Raw genomic sequence first — 16,699 nt, forward strand, 5'->3', positions numbered from 1 at the left:
AAACGATGAATGCTGACGGGATCGTCGCCCTTGTCACCGCTGCCGGCATCGAGCTTACCGACCGCCGCCGTAACGCCAAGGGCGACGGCTGGTCGCTAAGCTTTGCCAACGGTGCGACGGTGGAGGTGGGTGACGACGGATCGGCGCGCATCGCCGGCAAGGGCAGCAAGGCCGTGAGAGGGCTGCTGGACATGCCGCCCGCGCCGCGCCGCGCCTGATTCGGCGCGACCCGGCACAAGGTTGGCCGACACAACTGTTACGGATGTTAAGTCAAATTTTACCGAACTGGCGCCATGGCTTGAGCGATGCCGGGTGTTTGTTCCGGCGTGTTTCGCGTATGGGGTATCGATGCGTATTGTCCGGGCGATTCCGCTGCTTCTGACCGCCTCCTTGCTGGGCGCTTCCGCGGCCGAGGCCGGCGACGGCCCGTTCGGCTGGCTGTCCGGCGACTGGTACCTGACCGTTGGCGCCACGGGCATGGTCGCGCCGAATTTCGAGGGCGGCAAGAAATACATGCTCAGCGCCCAGCCCATCATCTCCCTGGGCAAGGCCGGTCCCCAGGCTCGCTTTACCTCGCGCAACGACAATATTTCGCTGGCGCTGGTCGATGATGGCGGCGTTCGCGCCGGCCTGACCGGCAAGTTCCTGTTCTCGCGCGACGACAGCGATGCCGACGAGCTCAAGGGTCTCGATCCGGTGCGCTGGGGCGGCGAGGTCGGCGGCTTCTTCGAATTCTATCCGACGGACTGGATGCGCGCGCGCGCCGAATTGCGCCACGGCATCCGTGCCCATAACGGCTTTGTCGCCGATATCGCCGCCGACGCCTTCTACGATGTGACGCCAACCGTCAGGATCTCGGGCGGCCCGCGCGTGTCTTTTGCTTCGGCGAACTATTTCGATGCCTACTATGGCGTCAATGCACAGGAGGCGGTGGCCTCAGGCCTGAGCCAGTACAATCCCGGTGGCGGGCTGAAATCCATCGGCCTCGGCGGCGCGGTGACCTGGAAAGTGACCGATCCGATGACCGCCAGCCTGTTCGGCGAATATTCGCGCCTGGAGGGGCCGGCAGCCGATTCCAGCCTGGTCAGGGAGCGCGGTGAGCGCAACCAGTTCATGGTCGGTGTGTCGACCACGTATCGCTTCGACTTCAAGATGTAGGCGAATTGAACGAGACGCTTTATTCCTGCGTCCATCTCCGCTAAAAGCCACGCCATGATGAGCTTTTCGCGCCTTTTCGCGATCGCGATACGAATTACTGGCCCGGTGTTCCGGGTGGCCTGAGCGCCGCCGGAACCGCCGGGAGGTTCGCGCGCGCCCTCGCGCTTTTTTCAGAACATCGACGCGTATCGCCCAAAGGTGGGTCCGGTTTTGGGAAAACGATATGCATCAATCAAAGACCTCAACGCCCGGGCCTTGTGCCGACGGGCTACGCAGATGGCAGATCAATGACCGACACTGTTGAAACGATCGACTATTCCAAGACGCTATATTTGCCGCAGACGGATTTCCCGATGCGCGCCGGCCTGCCCGAGAAGGAGCCGGTGCTGGTCAAGCGCTGGCAGGACATGGACCTCTACGCCAAGCTGCGTGAGAGTGCCGCCGGCCGCACGAAATATGTGCTGCATGACGGCCCTCCCTACGCCAACGGCAACATCCATATCGGCCATGCGCTGAACAAGATCCTCAAGGACGTCATCACCCGCTCGTTCCAGATGCGCGGCTACGATTCGAACTATGTGCCTGGCTGGGACTGCCATGGCCTGCCGATCGAGTGGAAGATCGAGGAGCAGTATCGCGCCAAGGGCAAGAACAAGGACGAGGTGCCGGTCAACGAGTTCCGCAAGGAATGCCGTGAGTTCGCCGGGCACTGGATCACGGTGCAGGGCGGTGAGTTCCAGCGGCTTGGCGTCATCGGCGACTTCAAGAACCCCTATACGACGATGGCTTTCCATGCCGAGTCGCGCATCGCCGGCGAATTGCTGAAATTCGCCATGTCGGGCCAGCTCTATCGCGGCTCGAAGCCGGTGATGTGGAGCGTCGTGGAGCGCACCGCATTGGCCGAGGCCGAGATCGAGTACCAGGACTATGAGTCGGACACGATCTGGGCGAAGTTTCCGGTAGCCAATCTTGTCGTCGCCAATGTCGTGGATGGGCAGGCGGCGGAACTCAATCCGGACCTGACCGGACGGTCGCTGGATCTGCTGGACGCCCATGTCGTCATCTGGACGACGACGCCGTGGACCATCCCGGGCAACCGCGCCGTCAGCTATTCGCCGCGCGTCGCCTACGGGCTCTACGAGGTGACGGCGGCCGAAAATGCCTTTGGCCCGCAGCCGGGTGAGAAGCTGATCTTCGCCGACGCGCTGGCCGAGGAAAGCCAGGCCAAGGCAAAGGTCACCTTGAAGCGTCTTCACGGCGTCAGCGCCGAACAGCTTGGAAACCTTGTGCTTTCGCACCCGTTCAAGGGCCTCGGCGGCGGTTACGAGTTCCCCGTGCCGATGGTTGCGGGCGATCATGTGACCGACGATGCCGGCACCGGCTTCGTCCACACCGCGCCCGGCCATGGCCGCGAGGATTTTGACGCCTGGATGGACGCCGCGCCTCAGCTGCGCGCACGTGGCATCGACACGGTGATCCCCTTCACGGTCGACGATGCCGGCTTCTTCACCAGGGACGCGCCAGGCTTCGGCCCGGATCGCGAGGGTGGGGCCGCGCGTGTCATCGACGACAATGGCAAGAAGGGCAACGCCAACCAGGCTGTCATCGACGAGCTGATCAAGCGCGACGCGCTCTTCGCGCGCGGCCGGCTGAAGCACAGCTACCCGCATTCCTGGCGGTCGAAGAAGCCGGTGATCTTCCGCAACACGCCGCAATGGTTCGTCTACATGGACAAGGACCTCGGCGACGGCACGACACTGCGCAGCCGCGCCTTGAAGGCCATCGACGACACGCGCTTTGTGCCGGCTGCCGGTCAGAACCGTATCCGCGCCATGATCGAGGAGCGTCCCGACTGGGTGTTGTCGCGCCAGCGCGCCTGGGGCGTGCCGATCGCCGTTTTCGCCGACGAGGACGGCAACGTGCTGAAGGACGAGGCGGTCAATCAGCGCATCATGGACGCCTTTGAGGAAGAGGGCGCCGACGCTTGGTTCGCCGCCGGCGCCAAGGAGCGCTTCCTCGGCAACCACGATGCGTCCCGGTGGAAGCAGGTGATGGACATCCTCGACGTCTGGTTCGATTCGGGCTCGACGCATGTCTTTACGCTGGAGGATCGCCCTGATCTGAAATGGCCGGCCGACGTCTATCTCGAAGGGTCCGACCAGCATCGCGGCTGGTTCCACTCTTCGCTGCTGGAAAGCTGCGGCACCAGGGGCAGGGCGCCTTACGAAACCGTCGTCACCCATGGCTTCACCATGGACGAGGACGGACGCAAGATGTCGAAATCGCTCGGCAACACGGTGGTGCCGCAGGACGTCATCAAGCAGTCGGGCGCCGACATACTGCGCCTGTGGGTGGTGACGACGGACTATTGGGAAGACCAGCGGCTCGGCAAGAACGTGCTGCAGACCAATATCGACGCCTACCGCAAACTGCGCAACACCATTCGCTGGATGCTGGGCACGCTCGCCCATGACGATGGCGAGACCGTGCCGTTGGAAGCGATGCCGGAGCTGGAGCGGCTGATGCTGCATCGGCTGGCCGAACTCGACGAGGTGGTGCGCCAGGGCTACGACGCCTTCGAGTTCAAACGCATCACGCGCGCGCTCGTCGATTTCATGGTGGTCGAGCTGTCGGCCTTCTATTTCGACATCCGCAAGGACGCGCTTTACTGCGACGCGCCGTCGAGCGTGAAGCGCAAGGCCTCGGTTCAGGTGGTGCGCCATCTCTTCGACTGCCTGGTGAAATGGCTGGCGCCGATGCTGCCCTTCACCATGGAAGAGGCCTGGCTTGACCGTCATCCCGATGCGATTTCGGTGCATCTCGACCAGTTCCCTGAAATCCCGGTGGATTGGAAGAATGAGGCGCTGGCGGAAAAGTGGCGCAAGGTGCGGCAGGTGCGCCGCGTCGTCACCGGTGCGCTCGAGATCGCCCGTGCTCAGAAGGTGATCGGCTCCTCGCTGGAAGCGGTGCCGGTTGTCACCATCAACGATTCAACGCTCGAAGCGGCGATATCCGACGTCGACATGGCCGAGATGGCGATCACCAGCGACCTCGTCATTGCTCATGGCCAGGCGCCGGAGGGGGCCTTTACACTCGACGATGTCAAGGGCGTCGCCGTGGTGGTCGAGAAAGCGGAGGATCGCGGCCTCGTCAAATGCGCGCGTTCCTGGCGTTACACGGCCGATGTCGGGCGGGATCCTGTATTTCCCGATGTCTCCGCTCGCGATGCCGCCGTGCTGCATGAGCTGAAAGCGCTCGGCCGGCTTTAGGTGCATGTCGCCCAAAAGCACGCCCTCGGGCATGACTCGAGGGTGTGCCGCGGTTTTTGGGAAACGACGTGCGCTTGATCAACAGTGCACAAATGCCACGGCCGGCGGTGCAAATCCCCCCGTGCGTTGCCCTTAACGAGCGGTTGAGGTAAACACGCGAAACTCCGGAAGACAAATTGTCGCCGGATTTCCGTCGCAAGTGCTTGGACGATGGGGACCGGTCACAGGACCGGTGGCGATCGAGAGGCTGTCTAGAGTGGGACTTTTTGGCATGACCGAGAGATATAAGGCGCGCCTTGCGCTGCTGGCGCCGCTTGTCGCATCGGGACTCGCTCTGTCCGGCTGCATGGGCTCTCCGACCTATGGCACCGACAAGACCGCTGCCGAACAGCTGGCCGGCGATCTCACTGGCGCCGTTTCCTTCGCGCCGAAGCACAAGGATCCGATCGACTACAAGCCGCGCCCCACCTTGGTGAAGCCTGCTCCCGGACAGAAGGAAGCGCTGCCCGCACCGCAGGAAAGCATCCAGACGGCAAGCGCCGAATGGCCCGAATCGCCCGAGCAGCGCCGGGCGCGCCTGCGCGCCGACGCCACCGCCCACCAGAACGATCCGAGCTATCAGGCTGAGATCGTCGACGATGTGCAGACCGATCCGGCCTCGGTCAAGAAGGCGATGGCGGATTCAGGCTCCAGCCACCCGCCGGCCTGGACACCCGCTGATTCCGACAAGGGCCGCGCCGCCGAGATCCAGCGTCGTCTTGCCGCGAGCAAGCAGGGCGACCCCAACACCCGCAGATATCTGAGCGAGCCACCATTGGCCTACCGCGTCGCGGCCGGCACGGCGCCGCAGAACGAACTCGGCGAGGACGAATACAAGAAGGAACGCCGCCTGAAGAAAGAGGCGGAAGGCAAGAAGTCCGGCTGGTTCGACTGGTTGCCGTCCCTCTAAGGGCAGTTCCAGGAAAACTGTGAAGCGGTTTTCCCGCGAAAAGCGCATAGCGCTTTCCTTGGAACGGCGTCGAAACAAAGAGTCCAGGAATGGTCAGCGCTCCCAGGCCGCGGTTCAGTCGCGACGTTCCTTGAAAAAATCCTTCAGCAGCAGCGCGGCCTCGGTCTCGCTCATGCCCGGATAGATGTCGGGCGTGTGGTGGCAGGTCGGCGAGGTAAAGAAGCGTACGCCATTGACCACCGCACCGCCCTTTTCGTCGGCGGCGCCGAAGTAGAGACGGCGTAGCCTGGCGAAGGAGATGGCGCCGGCGCACATGGTGCAAGGTTCCAGCGTCACATAGAGATCGTGGCCAGTCAGCCGCTCGCTTGAGAGTTTCCCGCAGGCTTCGCGAATGACGAGCATCTCGGCATGCGCCGTCGGGTCGGCAAGCTCGCGGGTGCGGTTGCCGGCTTTTGCAACGACCGTGCCGCCGTTGGCGATGACGGCGCCGACCGGCACTTCGCCACGCAAGGCTGCCGCTTCGGCCTCCCTTAGCGCCACCGCCATGAAATCCGGACGCTTCACGCGGTTTCCATTCCGATTATCTCCTCGCCACTCCTGGCTTTTGGTTTTCATTTGTCTTCCCTGGAAAACCGGTTTCCACTTTTCCCTGACAAACTCCCGTGATCCTGTTATGGAGCGCATCAACCCGAAAATCGGACTCGATTTTCGGAAAAGATCATGCGCCAAATCAAAGTGCTACAGCGTTCGTTGCGCGCCCGTAAGGATGCGCCACGCTGTAGCAGCGCAAACGGACAAAGGCCACATGGACGACAACAACAAGAAATCTCCGCGCCAAAAAGGCCCGGGCAAGAAACCCGCGGCTCCGCGAGGCGACAGGAAGCCATCCTTCGGCGCCAAGAAGGCCTATGCGCCGCGCGGCGATCGGCCGATGGCCGCCGAGGGCGAACGGCCGAAGCGCGACTTCAAGGGCGGCGACAAGCCATTCAGCAAGGGCCCACGTAAGCCTTACGCGCCGCGTGGCGACCGTCCGATGGCGGCCGAAGGCGAGCGCAAGCCATATGAAAAGCGCGAAGGGCCGCGCAAACCCTACGCGCCGCGTGGCGACCGTCCGATGGCGGCCGAAGGTGAACGCAAGCCATATGAAAAGCGTGAGGGGCCGCGCAAACCCTACGCGCCGCGCGGGGACCGGCCGAGGGCGGCGGAAGGCGAGCGCAAGCCGTATGAAAAGCGTGAGGGACCGCGCAAACCCTACGCGCCGGTCGGCGATCGTCCGGTTGCCGCATCGGCGGACGGCGGCGACAAGCGTTTCGACCGTCCCAAGCGTGACTTCGGCGATCGTCCGATGCGCGACTTTGCCGACCGTCCCAAGCGCGACTTTGGCGGTGACCGCCCTAAGCGTGATTTCAGCGATCGGCCCCAAGGGGCATCGGCCGGCTTCAAGCCGCGCCCGCGTCCCGCTGAGGCCACGGAAGAGGCCGGCGAGCGCATCGCCAAGCGGCTGGCTCGTGCGGGACTTGCCTCGCGTCGCGACGCCGAGGAGCTGATCGCCGCCGGCCGCGTCAAGGTCAACGGCCGCGCTCTGACTTCGCCGGCCTTCAATGTGATGCCTGGCGACATCATCCATCTCGACGGAATGGAGATTCCGCCGATAGAACGCACGCGCCTGTTCCTGTTCCACAAGCCGGCCGGCGTCGTCACCACCAACCGAGATCCCGAGGGCCGCAAGACCGTTTTCGACGTGCTGCCGGCCGAATTGCCGCGGCTGATGACCATAGGCCGCCTCGATATCAACACCGAGGGCCTGCTGCTGCTCACCAACGATGGCGGCCTGTCGCGCGTGCTCGAACTGCCGGCCACGGGCTGGCTGCGCCGCTACCGCGTGCGCGTCCACGGCAAGGTCGAGGAGAGCGCGCTTGCCGGCCTGCGCGAAGGCATTGCCGTCGACGGCGTCTTCTACGGTGCCATCGAAGCCAGCCTCGATCGCGAGCAGGGCTCCAATGCCTGGCTGACGATCGGCCTGCGCGAAGGCAAGAACCGCGAAGTGAAGAACATCCTTGGCGCGCTCGGCCTCGACGTGACGCGGCTGATCCGCATTTCCTATGGGCCGTTTCAACTCGAGGATCTACCCGAGGGTCATGTGCTGGAGATCAAGGGCCGCGTGCTGCGCGATCAGCTGGGCGAGCGCTTGGTGGAGGAATCCGGCGCCAACTTCGACGCTGAGATAGCAAAACCCTTCTCCAACAAGCCGGTGCGGCGCACCGAGGTTCGCGAAGCGGAACCCGAGCGGCCGAAATTCACCCGCGATGGCGAGCGCCGGCCGATCGGCGAGGGCGGGCTGATCAAGAACCGCAAGCGCCGCGAAGGCAGCCGCGACGAGGCACTCGGCAAACTGTCGACCAGTCCTGGCAGAGGCGACCGGCCGGAAAAGAGCTTTGGCGAACGCGGGCCCCGGCCCGAACGCGGCGGGTTCGGCGACAAGCCACGTGGCAGTTTCGGCGACAAACCGCGTGGCGGCTTTGGCGACAAGCCGCGCGGTGGTTTTGGCGGCAAGAAATCCGAGCGCGAGCAGCGGCCGATCGAGCCGCCCGGCCAGCGCAAGGCCAATGTCTGGATGGCACCAGGAGCCCGGCCGATCGGCAAGGGCAGGGCGGAAGCCGATGCCGCCAAGGCGGCGGAGGCCAAGGCGCGCAAGGCCTCGTTCAAGCCGGCCTATGGCAAGCCCGCTGGCAAGCCGGGCGGCGCAAAGCCGTTCGGCAAGCCCCGTGGCGAGCGTCCGGCCGGTGGCGGCGAACGGCCGCGTGGCGGCCCCAAGGGTCCGCGCACAAGATGAGGATCGTTGGCGGTGAGTTTCGCGGGCGTCCGCTGGCGACGCCCCGCGGCAGCGCCATCCGTCCGACGACCGACCGCACCCGCGAGGCCGTGTTCAACGTACTGGCGCATCGCTTTGCCGAACAGCTGGACGGCGCGCGCGTGCTGGATCTGTTCGCCGGCACCGGCGCACTTGGTCTGGAGGCGTTGTCGCGCGGCGCGTCCTATGGCGTCTTCATCGAGGAATCGGCCGAAGGCCGCGGTCTGATCCGCGACAATGTCGAGGCCTTCGGCCTGACCGGGCGCACCAAGATCTTTCGCCGCGATGCCACCGGCCTTGGCGAGGCGGGCACGCTGGCGCCGTTCGGCCTGGTCTTCGCCGATCCGCCTTATGGCAGGGGGCTGGGCGAGCGCGCCCTGCAATCGGCGAAAGCCGGCGGCTGGCTGCGCCCCGGCGCGCTCTGCGTGGTCGAGGAGACGGCGGCTGCTCCCTTCGAGCCGGGCCCCGGCTTTTCGGTACTGGACGAGCGCAACTACGGCGAAACCATCATCCGCTTCATCGAGGCTGCATGACACGCCTGCATCGAGCGGTGGCCTCTTTGCCGCCGCCTTTGCCGGCAACAACAAATCACTTTGCTTGTCGCAAGCCCCTTGCCTATCGTCTTGAAGAGAAAACCGGAGCCATTGATGACATCCAGGGCTGAATGGCTGCGGACGACACTGCTGGCAATTTCGCTGGCCTTCACGCTCACCGGCCCGGCGCTGGCCGACAGCGCCGCGTCGCCCAACGCGAAGCCGGCCGAGTTCAAGGTCACGGATTTCCTCCTCGACAACGGCATGGAGGTGGTCGTCATTCCCGACCATCGCGCGCCGATCGTCACCCATATGGTCTGGTACAAGATCGGCAGCGCCGACGAGCCGCCTGGCAAATCCGGCATAGCCCATTTCTTCGAGCACCTGATGTTCAAGGCGACGACAAATCACGCGGCCGGCGAGTTCGACCGCGCCATCTCGGACATTGGCGGCTCCAACAACGCCTTCACCTCCTACGACTACACCGCTTTCCATGAGACGGTGGCGCCTTCGGCGCTCGAGCAGATGATGGGTTTTGAAGCCGACCGCATGCGCAATCTCATCCTGACCGACGACGTCATCAAGACCGAGCGCGATGTCATCCTGGAAGAGCGCCGCTCGCGTATCGACAACAATCCGCAGGCGGTGCTCGACGAGGAAGTCGATGCGACGCTGTGGCAGAACCAGCCCTATCGCATTCCGGTCATCGGCTGGATGCAAGAGATGGAGCAGCTCAACCGCACCGACGCCGTCGCTTTCTATGACAAATACTACCGGCCCAACAACGCGGTGCTGATCGTGGCCGGTGATGTCGAGCCGGAGACGGTTAAGGCGCTGGCCGAAAAGACCTACGGCAAGGTGGTGCGCGGGCCGGACCTGCCGCCGCGCATCCGCCCGGTCGAGCCGGAGCAGAACACCAAGCGCACGGTCACGCTTGCCGACGCCCGCGTCAGCGTGCCGAGTTTCTCGACGCAATGGGTCGTGCCATCCTATCGCACCGCCAGGCCGGGCGAGGCCGAGGCGCTTGACCTGCTCGCCGAAATCCTCGGCGGCGGCAATCGTAGCCGGCTCTACCAGGCGCTGGTGGTCAAGCAAGGCATTGCGTCCAATGCCGGCGCGTATTTCCAGGGCACCATGCTCGACGACACCAATTTCACCGTCTATGGCGCCCCGCGCGGCGACGCCAAGCTGGCCGACGTCGAGGTCGCGGTCGATGCCGAGGTAGCGCGCATCGCCAGCGCCGGCGTCACGCCGGATGAGCTGGAAAAGGCCAAGGACCGCTACATCAGGTCGATGGTCTTTGCCCGCGACAAGCAGGACTCCATGGCCGAAATCTATGGCTCGACGCTGACCACCGGCGGCAACGTGCAAGATGTCCAGCAATGGCCGGACCGCATCCGCAAGGTCACGGCGGACGAGGTCAAGGCGGTCGCCGCGCGCTATCTGGTGCTGGCCCGCTCGACCACCGGCTATCTCTTGCCGCAGCAACAGGCGGGGAATTGATGATGAGCACTATGCATATGCGCGAGGCGGTGACAGCGCCTTCCCTTCGCCCCTTGGCAAGACCGCGTGCGGCCACCGCCCTCGCAACCCTCTTCCTCTCCATCCTCTTCCTGATCCTGCCCGCGCTTGCAGCCCGCGCAATGGACATCCAGCAGGTCACCTCGCCAAAAGGCATCACCGCCTGGCTGGTCGAGGACTATTCCGTACCGATCGTCGCCGTCCGTTTCGTCTTCGGCGGCGGTTCGACGCAGGATCCGGCGGGCAAGGAAGGACTGGCCAATCTGATGACTGGACTGTTCGACGAGGGCGCCGGCCCCCTCGATTCGGAAGCCTTCCAGGTCAGGCTCGACGATGCCGGCGCCGAGATGAGCTTCGAAGAGACCCGCGACGGCGTCTATGGCTCCATGCGCATGCTGGCCGAGCAGCGCGACGAGGCCTTCGACCTGTTGCGGCTGGCGGTCAACGAGCCGCGCTTCGACCAGGCGCCGATCGATCGCATCCGCGCCCAGATCCTGTCCGGCATCATCGCCAACGAGAACGATCCCGACACCGTGGCGCAGAACAAATGGGCGCGCGCCGTCTATGGCGACCATCCCTATTCGCGCTCCGACCAGGGTACCAGGCAGAGCATCGCCGCCATCACGCAGGACGATCTGAAGGCCCTGCACAAGGCTGTGTTCGCGCGCGGCGGACTGCATGTCGCCGTGGTCGGCGCCATCGACGCGCAGACGCTGAAGAAGAAGCTGGACATGGTGTTCGGCGACCTGCCGCAGACCCAGGCGCTCGCCCTGGTCGCCGATGTCGAGCCGAAGCTGGCGCAACGCGTCGAGGTCAATTACGACCTGCCCCAGACCTCGCTGCAGCTCGCCTGGCCGGGCGTGAAGCGCAAGTCGGCGGACTTCTTCCCCACCGTGCTGATGAACGAGATCCTTGGCGGCGGCACCTTCACGTCGCGCCTGTTCGAGGAGGTGCGCGAAAAGCGCGGGCTGGCCTACAGTGTCAATTCCTCGCTGGTCAACCAGGACCATGCCAATGCGCTGATCGTCACCACCGGCACGCGTTCGGACCGCGCGGCCGAGACGCTGGGCATCGTACGCGATGTCGCCAGGCGATTGGCGCAGGATGGCCCGACCGAGGCTGAACTCGCGGCGACCAAGAAATATTTGATCGGCGCCTATGCCATCACAAATCTGGACTCTTCGAGTTCCATCGCCGCGACGCTGGTCGAATTACAGCTCGACGATCTCGGCATCGACTACATGCAGCGCCGTGCCGGCTACATCAACGCGGTGACGCTCGACCAGGTCAAGGCAGCGGCGAAGAAGCTGCTGACGGCCGAGCCGACCATCATGGTGGTGGGGCCGCCGCTGGCCGGAGCCGGCAAGGGATGAGCCCGACCTTCGGCATAGCCTTCGGTGGCGGCGGCGCGCGTGGTCTCGCGCATATCCATGTCATCGAGGCGCTGGACGAGCTCGGCATCAAGCCGGTGGCAATCGCCGGTTCGTCGATCGGCGCCATCATGGGCGCCGGCATGGCCGCGGGCATGACCGGCAAGGAGATCCACGACTATGCCCGCTCGATCCTCGGCCGCCGCGCCGAAGTGGCGAGCCGCATGTGGCGCGCGCGGCCGGGCACGATCGCCGAGGCCATGCAGAACGGCATCCGGGTCAGCCAGTTCAATGTCGAGCGCATCCTGAAGGCGTTCTTGCCCGAGGCCATCCCCGAAACCTTTGCAGAGCTAAAGATTCCGCTGAAGGTAACCGCGACCGACTATTTCGGCCACAAGCTCGCCGTGTTCGACGATGGCGACCTGCATTCCGCGCTTGCCGCCTCGGCCGCCATTCCCGCCGTGTTCCGCCCGGTGACGCGCGACGGCAGGCTGCTGATCGACGGTGGCATCTACAACCCCGTGCCGTTCGATCTGATCGAGAACGATGCCGATATCATCATTGGGGTCGACGTCGTCGGCGCGCCGGAAGAGGCCGACCGCAAGCACCCGACCTCGGTCGACCTGATGTTCGGCGCCACGCAGCTGATGATGCAGTCGATCATCGCCAACAAGCTGAAACAGTGCCGCCCCGACATTCTGGTCCGCCCGTCGGTCTCGAAATACCGCGTGCTCGATTTCCTGAAGATCGACGCTCTGATGAACGAGACCGCGGACATCAAGGATCAGCTGAAGCGCGAGGTGGCGAGGGTGGTGGAGGCACGCAATGGCGCCGCCATCAAGGGGAGGCGAGGTAAGAAGGCCGGCTGAGTGGTGGCACGCCGCAATTAGCGGTCCTGTGTCGAGGTCTGCCTGGAAGCCCCCTAAGACTTCGCCGGAGCATACTCCAGCGCAACAACGCCGTTGCTGAACGGCGTGGCCGAAATCAGCTCGAGCGCCATCTGTTCGCCCGGCGGGAACAGCGGCTTGCCCTGGCCGACGGAACCGGGATAGCTGAGTAGCCTGACGCGGTCGACCAGCCCGTGGCGCAACAATTCCTGCGCGACGCTGAGGCTGCCATGCACATAGATGTTGCCGCCACTGCCTTGCTTCAGCGTCCTCACCGCTTCCGGCAGCGAGCCTGTGAGCAATTCGGCCGGTTTCCAGTCGAGCGCCTTCAAACTCGTCGACGCGACGTATTTCGGCAGCGCGTTGAACCGGTCGGCAAAATCCCCCGTTTCCCTGGGCCATGAGCCGGCAAAGATCTCATAGGTCGTACGCCCCAGAAGCATGGCGCCGCTGTCGGCAAGTTCATCCTCCTTGAACCTGTTCATCTCGTCGTTCCAGGTCACGCCAGGCAATTTCTCGACCTCGGCAATGCCGTCGACGCTGATGAATTCGGTGACGATGAGTTGTCGCATGGTGTTCTCCTCTTCGCTCAAAGGACGAACCACACGGACCTTTTGCTACAGGCCCTGAAAAATCCGTGTGTTTTGTCATGGAGGAGTTTCTGGACTGGACCAGGCTCCAAAGTCGAATTTTGGTGCTACATCTCAGCGGCTATTCCCAAGCTATAGGAAGATCATGGGATTCGGGGTCTTCATCCACCGCTCGGATTCGATCTACGATGACAGCCCCGCCGAGCGATATCAGTTCCCCGGCCAGTATCTGCGTCGCGTGGAAGCATGCGTCGGCGATTGGATCATCTACTATGAACCCAGCAAAGTAGACGATACCCGCGGCTATTTCGCCTTGGCCAAAGTCCAGCAAGTTATCCCTGACCCTGTGGCGTCCGGCATGTATCTCGCGTTGATTGAGCCGGGATCATACCTCGATTTCGCCAATCCCGTTCCATTCAATGGGATGGATGGGCTCGTTGAGCGAGGTTTGCTTAACGACCAAGGGCGGATTTCTGGTCGCGCTCAATCGGCCGTCCGATCGATCAGCCCGAGCGACTTCAATCGCATCCTCGATCTCGGCCTCGACGCCCGCGAGCCATTGCTGCCACGCGTCGATGAAATCGGCATTTCATCCGGATTTCAGGATGAAGAGGCGCCCTTCCGGTTCGAGCACAGCCGCGATCGCATAAGTTACATCGGATCGCGAATTGTGCGGGACCGGATCTTCCGTCGTATCGTCTTGCGCGCCTATGATGAGCGCTGCGCGATCACGGGACTGAAGTTGATAAATGGCGGTGGTCGGGCGGAAGTTGCCGCGGCACATATTCGACCCGTCGAAGCGAACGGGCCCGATGTCGTCAACAATGGGCTCGCACTATCTGGTACGGCGCATTGGATGTTCGATCGCGGATTGATCAGCCTCGCCGACGATCTGGAAATCCTGATCTCGCGGCAAGTCAATGACCGCGAGAGCGTCCAAGGGTTCGTGAACAAGACCCGCCGCGCGCTTCCGCCGCGCCGAGAACTTGAACGCCCGCATCCTCATTTCTTGCAATGGCACCGCGAAAACCGTTTCAAGCGGTAATGCTTCGCTGACGCGCCAGTCCCCTCAGTCCTTCGCCCGCTCCACATAGGACCCGTCGGCCGTCATCACCACCACGCGGGTGCCGGGCGCGATATGGGGCGGCACGGCCGTGCGCACGCCATTCGAAAGCACGGCGGGCTTGTAGGAGGACGATGCCGTCTGGCCCTTGGTCGTCGGCTCGGTCTCGACCACTTCGAAGGTGGCGCGCTGTGGCAGCACCAGGGAAATCGCGATGCCGTTGAACTGCGACACCTGCACCGGCATGCCTTCCTGCAGATAAGGGGCGGCATCGCCCACCACGGCTTCGCTCACCGCCACCTGGTCGTAGGTTTCCGGGTTCATGAAGTGGAAGCCTTCGCCGTCGGCGTAGAGGAAGGTGTGCTCGCGCTCCTCGACATAGGCGCGCTCCACCTGTTCGGTGGTGCGGTAGCGCTCGGAGACCTTCACCCCGTCACCGATGCGGCGCATGTCGAGCTGGGTCACGGGCGTGCCCTTGCCTGGGTGGATGTTTTCGGCAAAGAGGATCACATAAAGCTTGCCGTCCTTGTCGACGACATTGCCTTTGCGGAGCGAACTGGCGATGACTTTCACCACGGTTTTAAATCCTGCGAGAGTTAGTGGGCGTTTGCCGGCTTGCGCGGCGCTGGATTGGGGCCTAGCGCATCTTGGCGCGAACCGCCAGCCCCCACTGCAAACTGACATGGGGCGCCTCAGCATGCCTTCAATCCGCTCATGACGGCCGCTTCGCCCTGGTGGACGCCCCATGTCCATGCCGACCGCCGCCCGCGCCTGCTGCTGCGCAACGGGCTGACCGCGGCCTTGCGGGAGTGGTTCGCGGCCCAGGACTTCATTGAGGTGGAAGCAGCCGCCCTGCAGGTCTCGCCCGGCAATGAGGCGCATCTGGCGGCCTTCGTCACGGAAGCGATCGGGCCGGATGGCGCGCGCGCGCCGCTCTACCTCCATACTTCGCCGGAATTCGCCTGCAAGAAGCTGCTCGCCGCCGGCGAGAACAGGATTTTCAGTCTTGGCGCCGTCTACCGCAATCGCGAGCGCGGCCCCTTGCACCACCCCGAATTCACCATGCTCGAGTGGTACCGGGTGGGCGAGACCTATGAGAGCCTGATGCGCGATTGCGCCGACCTGCTGGCGCTGGTCGCGACGAGGGCAGGGGCGACACGCTTTTCCTTTCGGGGCCGCGAGTGCGATCCGCTCAGTCGGCCGGAACGGCTGACGGTGGCGGACGCCTTCTTGCGCCATGCCGGCATCGATCTCCTGGCCACGGTCGCCGCCGATGGCGGCACCGACCGGGATGCGCTGTACGCCGCGCTTGGTCGCGCCGGGCTGCGCACGGCGCCCGACGATAGCTGGGCCGACCTGTTCAGCCGGGTGATGGTTGAAAAGATCGAGCCCAATCTCGGCCTCGGCCGCGCCACCATTCTCTGCGAATACCCGGTCGCCGAGGCGGCGCTCGCCCGGCCAAGCCCGCGCGACCAGCGCGTCGCCGAGCGCTTCGAGCTCTATTGCTGCGGCGTCGAACTCGCCAACGGCTTTGGCGAACTGACCGATGCCGAGGAGCAGCGCCGGCGCTTCATCCTTGAGATGGACGAGAAAGAGCGCATCTATGGCGAGCGTTATCCGCTCGACGAGGATTTTCTCACCGCCCTTGCCATCATGCCGCAGGCCAGCGGCATCGCGCTCGGCTTCGACCGGCTGGTTATGCTGGCGACCGGGGCTCAGAAAATAGAGGACGTGATCTGGACGCCGGTCGCCGGCTCTTGAGCCACAGGCCGCGTGGTGTCCGGTCTCAGTGTGCGAAAACCTGCTCCAGCGAGCGAAAACCCTTGAATTCCAGGGCGTTGCCGGACGGGTCGCGGATGAACAGGGTCGCCTGTTCGCCGGGCTCGCCCTTGAACCGGACCATGGGCCGTTCCAGCCAGTCTATGTCGTCGCGCGCTTCCAGCCGGGTCGCCAGGCGCTGCCAGTCATCCATCAATAGCACGGCGCCGAAATGCGGGATCGGCACCAGAATGCCGTCGACCTTGCCGTCGCTGGCGGCTTGCGCGGCTTGCGGCCGCAAATGCGCCGACATCTGGTGGCCGTAAAGATCGAAGTCGACCCAGGTCGCCGACGAGCGGCCGATCGCGCAGCCCAGCACTTCGCCATAGAAAGTACGAGTTTCATCGAGATCACGGACCGGGAAGGCGAGATGGAAAGGCGTCATGAAGGATGCTCCGTGCGGGCTGCGGACCGATTTTGCGTCACCGGGTTCGCGGTGGGAACCATGTGGCGATGCATTTTGATTGAAGCCTATGCCATTGCACAAGCCGGACCGGAACAATAGATGGGTGGGCGCGGCCGCAAGCTGGCCGCGACAAGCAGGATCACAGGCATGGCCGACACATCGGACGCTAAAAAACTGACCGACCGCGTCGCGGCGCTGGTCGAGGCCGCCAGAAAGGCCGGCGCCGATGCCGCCGACGCGGTCGCCGTGCGCGGCCGTTCCACCGGCGTGTCGGTGCGGCTCGG

The 16,699-nt window shown here is 64.2% G+C and carries 15 protein-coding genes and 1 pseudogene; 12 read left to right on the top strand and 4 right to left on the bottom strand.

Translation table 11 applies throughout. The features are described 5' to 3' along the window. Window positions 1-5 precede the first annotated feature (5 nt). From C1D09_RS01440 to C1D09_RS01455, 4 genes are all read left to right on the top strand, one after another. Window positions 6-218, top strand: coding sequence for a hypothetical protein (locus C1D09_RS01440; RefSeq protein WP_143972645.1), 213 nt, complete (start codon window positions 6-8; stop codon window positions 216-218). 130 nt (window positions 219-348) lie between these two features. Next, on the top strand, window positions 349-1,158 hold the full coding sequence (locus tag C1D09_RS01445; protein ID WP_143972646.1) for a MipA/OmpV family protein: 810 nt from the start codon (window positions 349-351) through the stop codon (window positions 1,156-1,158). A gap of 287 nt (window positions 1,159-1,445) precedes the next feature. Further along, on the top strand, window positions 1,446-4,427 hold the full coding sequence (ileS, locus tag C1D09_RS01450) for an isoleucine--tRNA ligase (protein WP_143972647.1): 2,982 nt from the start codon (window positions 1,446-1,448) through the stop codon (window positions 4,425-4,427). Window positions 4,428-4,698: 271 nt separating this feature from the next. Further along, window positions 4,699-5,376: a hypothetical protein gene (locus C1D09_RS01455; protein ID WP_143972648.1), complete on the top strand. Its 678-nt coding sequence runs from the start codon at window positions 4,699-4,701 to the stop codon at window positions 5,374-5,376. A gap of 114 nt (window positions 5,377-5,490) precedes the next feature. Here the strand turns inward: C1D09_RS01455 and C1D09_RS01460 are convergent, their stop codons facing one another. Then, complete coding sequence (locus C1D09_RS01460) at window positions 5,491-5,940, bottom strand: nucleoside deaminase (RefSeq protein ID WP_143972649.1); 450 nt, start codon at window positions 5,938-5,940, stop codon at window positions 5,491-5,493. Window positions 5,941-6,181: 241 nt separating this feature from the next. Here C1D09_RS01460 and C1D09_RS01465 point away from each other — a divergent pair, with 241 nt between their 5' ends. From C1D09_RS01465 to C1D09_RS01485, 5 genes are all read left to right on the top strand, one after another. Then, a complete protein-coding gene (locus tag C1D09_RS01465) occupies window positions 6,182-8,209 on the top strand; it encodes a pseudouridine synthase (protein ID WP_143972650.1) in 2,028 nt (675 codons plus the stop codon). Beyond that, window positions 8,206-8,760, top strand: coding sequence for a 16S rRNA (guanine(966)-N(2))-methyltransferase RsmD (gene rsmD, locus C1D09_RS01470; RefSeq protein WP_143972651.1), 555 nt, complete (start codon window positions 8,206-8,208; stop codon window positions 8,758-8,760). The genes C1D09_RS01465 and rsmD overlap by 4 nt, the downstream gene beginning before the upstream one ends. 114 nt (window positions 8,761-8,874) lie before the next feature. After that, entirely contained in the window at window positions 8,875-10,263 is a 1,389-nt protein-coding gene (locus C1D09_RS01475) for a M16 family metallopeptidase (protein WP_143972652.1), read from the top strand. Between the two features lie 11 nt (window positions 10,264-10,274). Then, window positions 10,275-11,654, top strand: a complete 1,380-nt coding sequence (locus tag C1D09_RS01480) for a M16 family metallopeptidase (protein WP_425463395.1) — start codon at window positions 10,275-10,277, stop codon at window positions 11,652-11,654. Continuing rightward, window positions 11,651-12,520 carry a patatin-like phospholipase family protein gene (locus C1D09_RS01485; protein ID WP_143972653.1) on the top strand — a complete coding sequence of 290 codons (870 nt, stop codon included), beginning with the start codon at window positions 11,651-11,653 and terminating at the stop codon, window positions 12,518-12,520. The genes C1D09_RS01480 and C1D09_RS01485 overlap by 4 nt, the downstream gene beginning before the upstream one ends. A gap of 53 nt (window positions 12,521-12,573) precedes the next feature. Here C1D09_RS01485 and C1D09_RS01490 read toward each other — a convergent pair whose 3' ends face one another. After that, window positions 12,574-13,110: a dihydrofolate reductase family protein gene (locus C1D09_RS01490; RefSeq protein WP_143972654.1), complete on the bottom strand. Its 537-nt coding sequence runs from the start codon at window positions 13,108-13,110 to the stop codon at window positions 12,574-12,576. A gap of 163 nt (window positions 13,111-13,273) precedes the next feature. Here C1D09_RS01490 and C1D09_RS01495 point away from each other — a divergent pair, with 163 nt between their 5' ends. Then, a complete protein-coding gene (locus tag C1D09_RS01495) occupies window positions 13,274-14,173 on the top strand; it encodes an HNH endonuclease (protein WP_143972655.1) in 900 nt (299 codons plus the stop codon). A 24-nt stretch (window positions 14,174-14,197) separates the two neighbouring features. Here the strand turns inward: C1D09_RS01495 and efp are convergent, their stop codons facing one another. Further along, on the bottom strand, window positions 14,198-14,767 hold the full coding sequence (efp, locus tag C1D09_RS01500) for an elongation factor P (RefSeq protein WP_010915481.1): 570 nt from the start codon (window positions 14,765-14,767) through the stop codon (window positions 14,198-14,200). Between the two features lie 138 nt (window positions 14,768-14,905). On the opposite strand from efp, the gene epmA reads away from it, so the two are divergent. Next, entirely contained in the window at window positions 14,906-15,952 is a 1,047-nt protein-coding gene (epmA, locus tag C1D09_RS01505; protein ID WP_143972656.1) for an EF-P lysine aminoacylase EpmA, read from the top strand. 25 nt (window positions 15,953-15,977) lie between these two features. Here the strand turns inward: epmA and C1D09_RS01510 are convergent, their stop codons facing one another. Then, window positions 15,978-16,394: a VOC family protein gene (locus C1D09_RS01510; protein WP_027042200.1), complete on the bottom strand. Its 417-nt coding sequence runs from the start codon at window positions 16,392-16,394 to the stop codon at window positions 15,978-15,980. A gap of 168 nt (window positions 16,395-16,562) precedes the next feature. Between C1D09_RS01510 and C1D09_RS34195 the strand changes: the two are divergent. Then, window positions 16,563-16,699 (top strand): annotated as a pseudogene (locus C1D09_RS34195) (TldD/PmbA family protein); the annotation flags it as partial.

The sequence above is a fragment of the Mesorhizobium intechi genome, assembly GCF_002879535.1.
Lineage (GTDB): Bacteria > Pseudomonadota > Alphaproteobacteria > Rhizobiales > Rhizobiaceae > Mesorhizobium > Mesorhizobium intechi.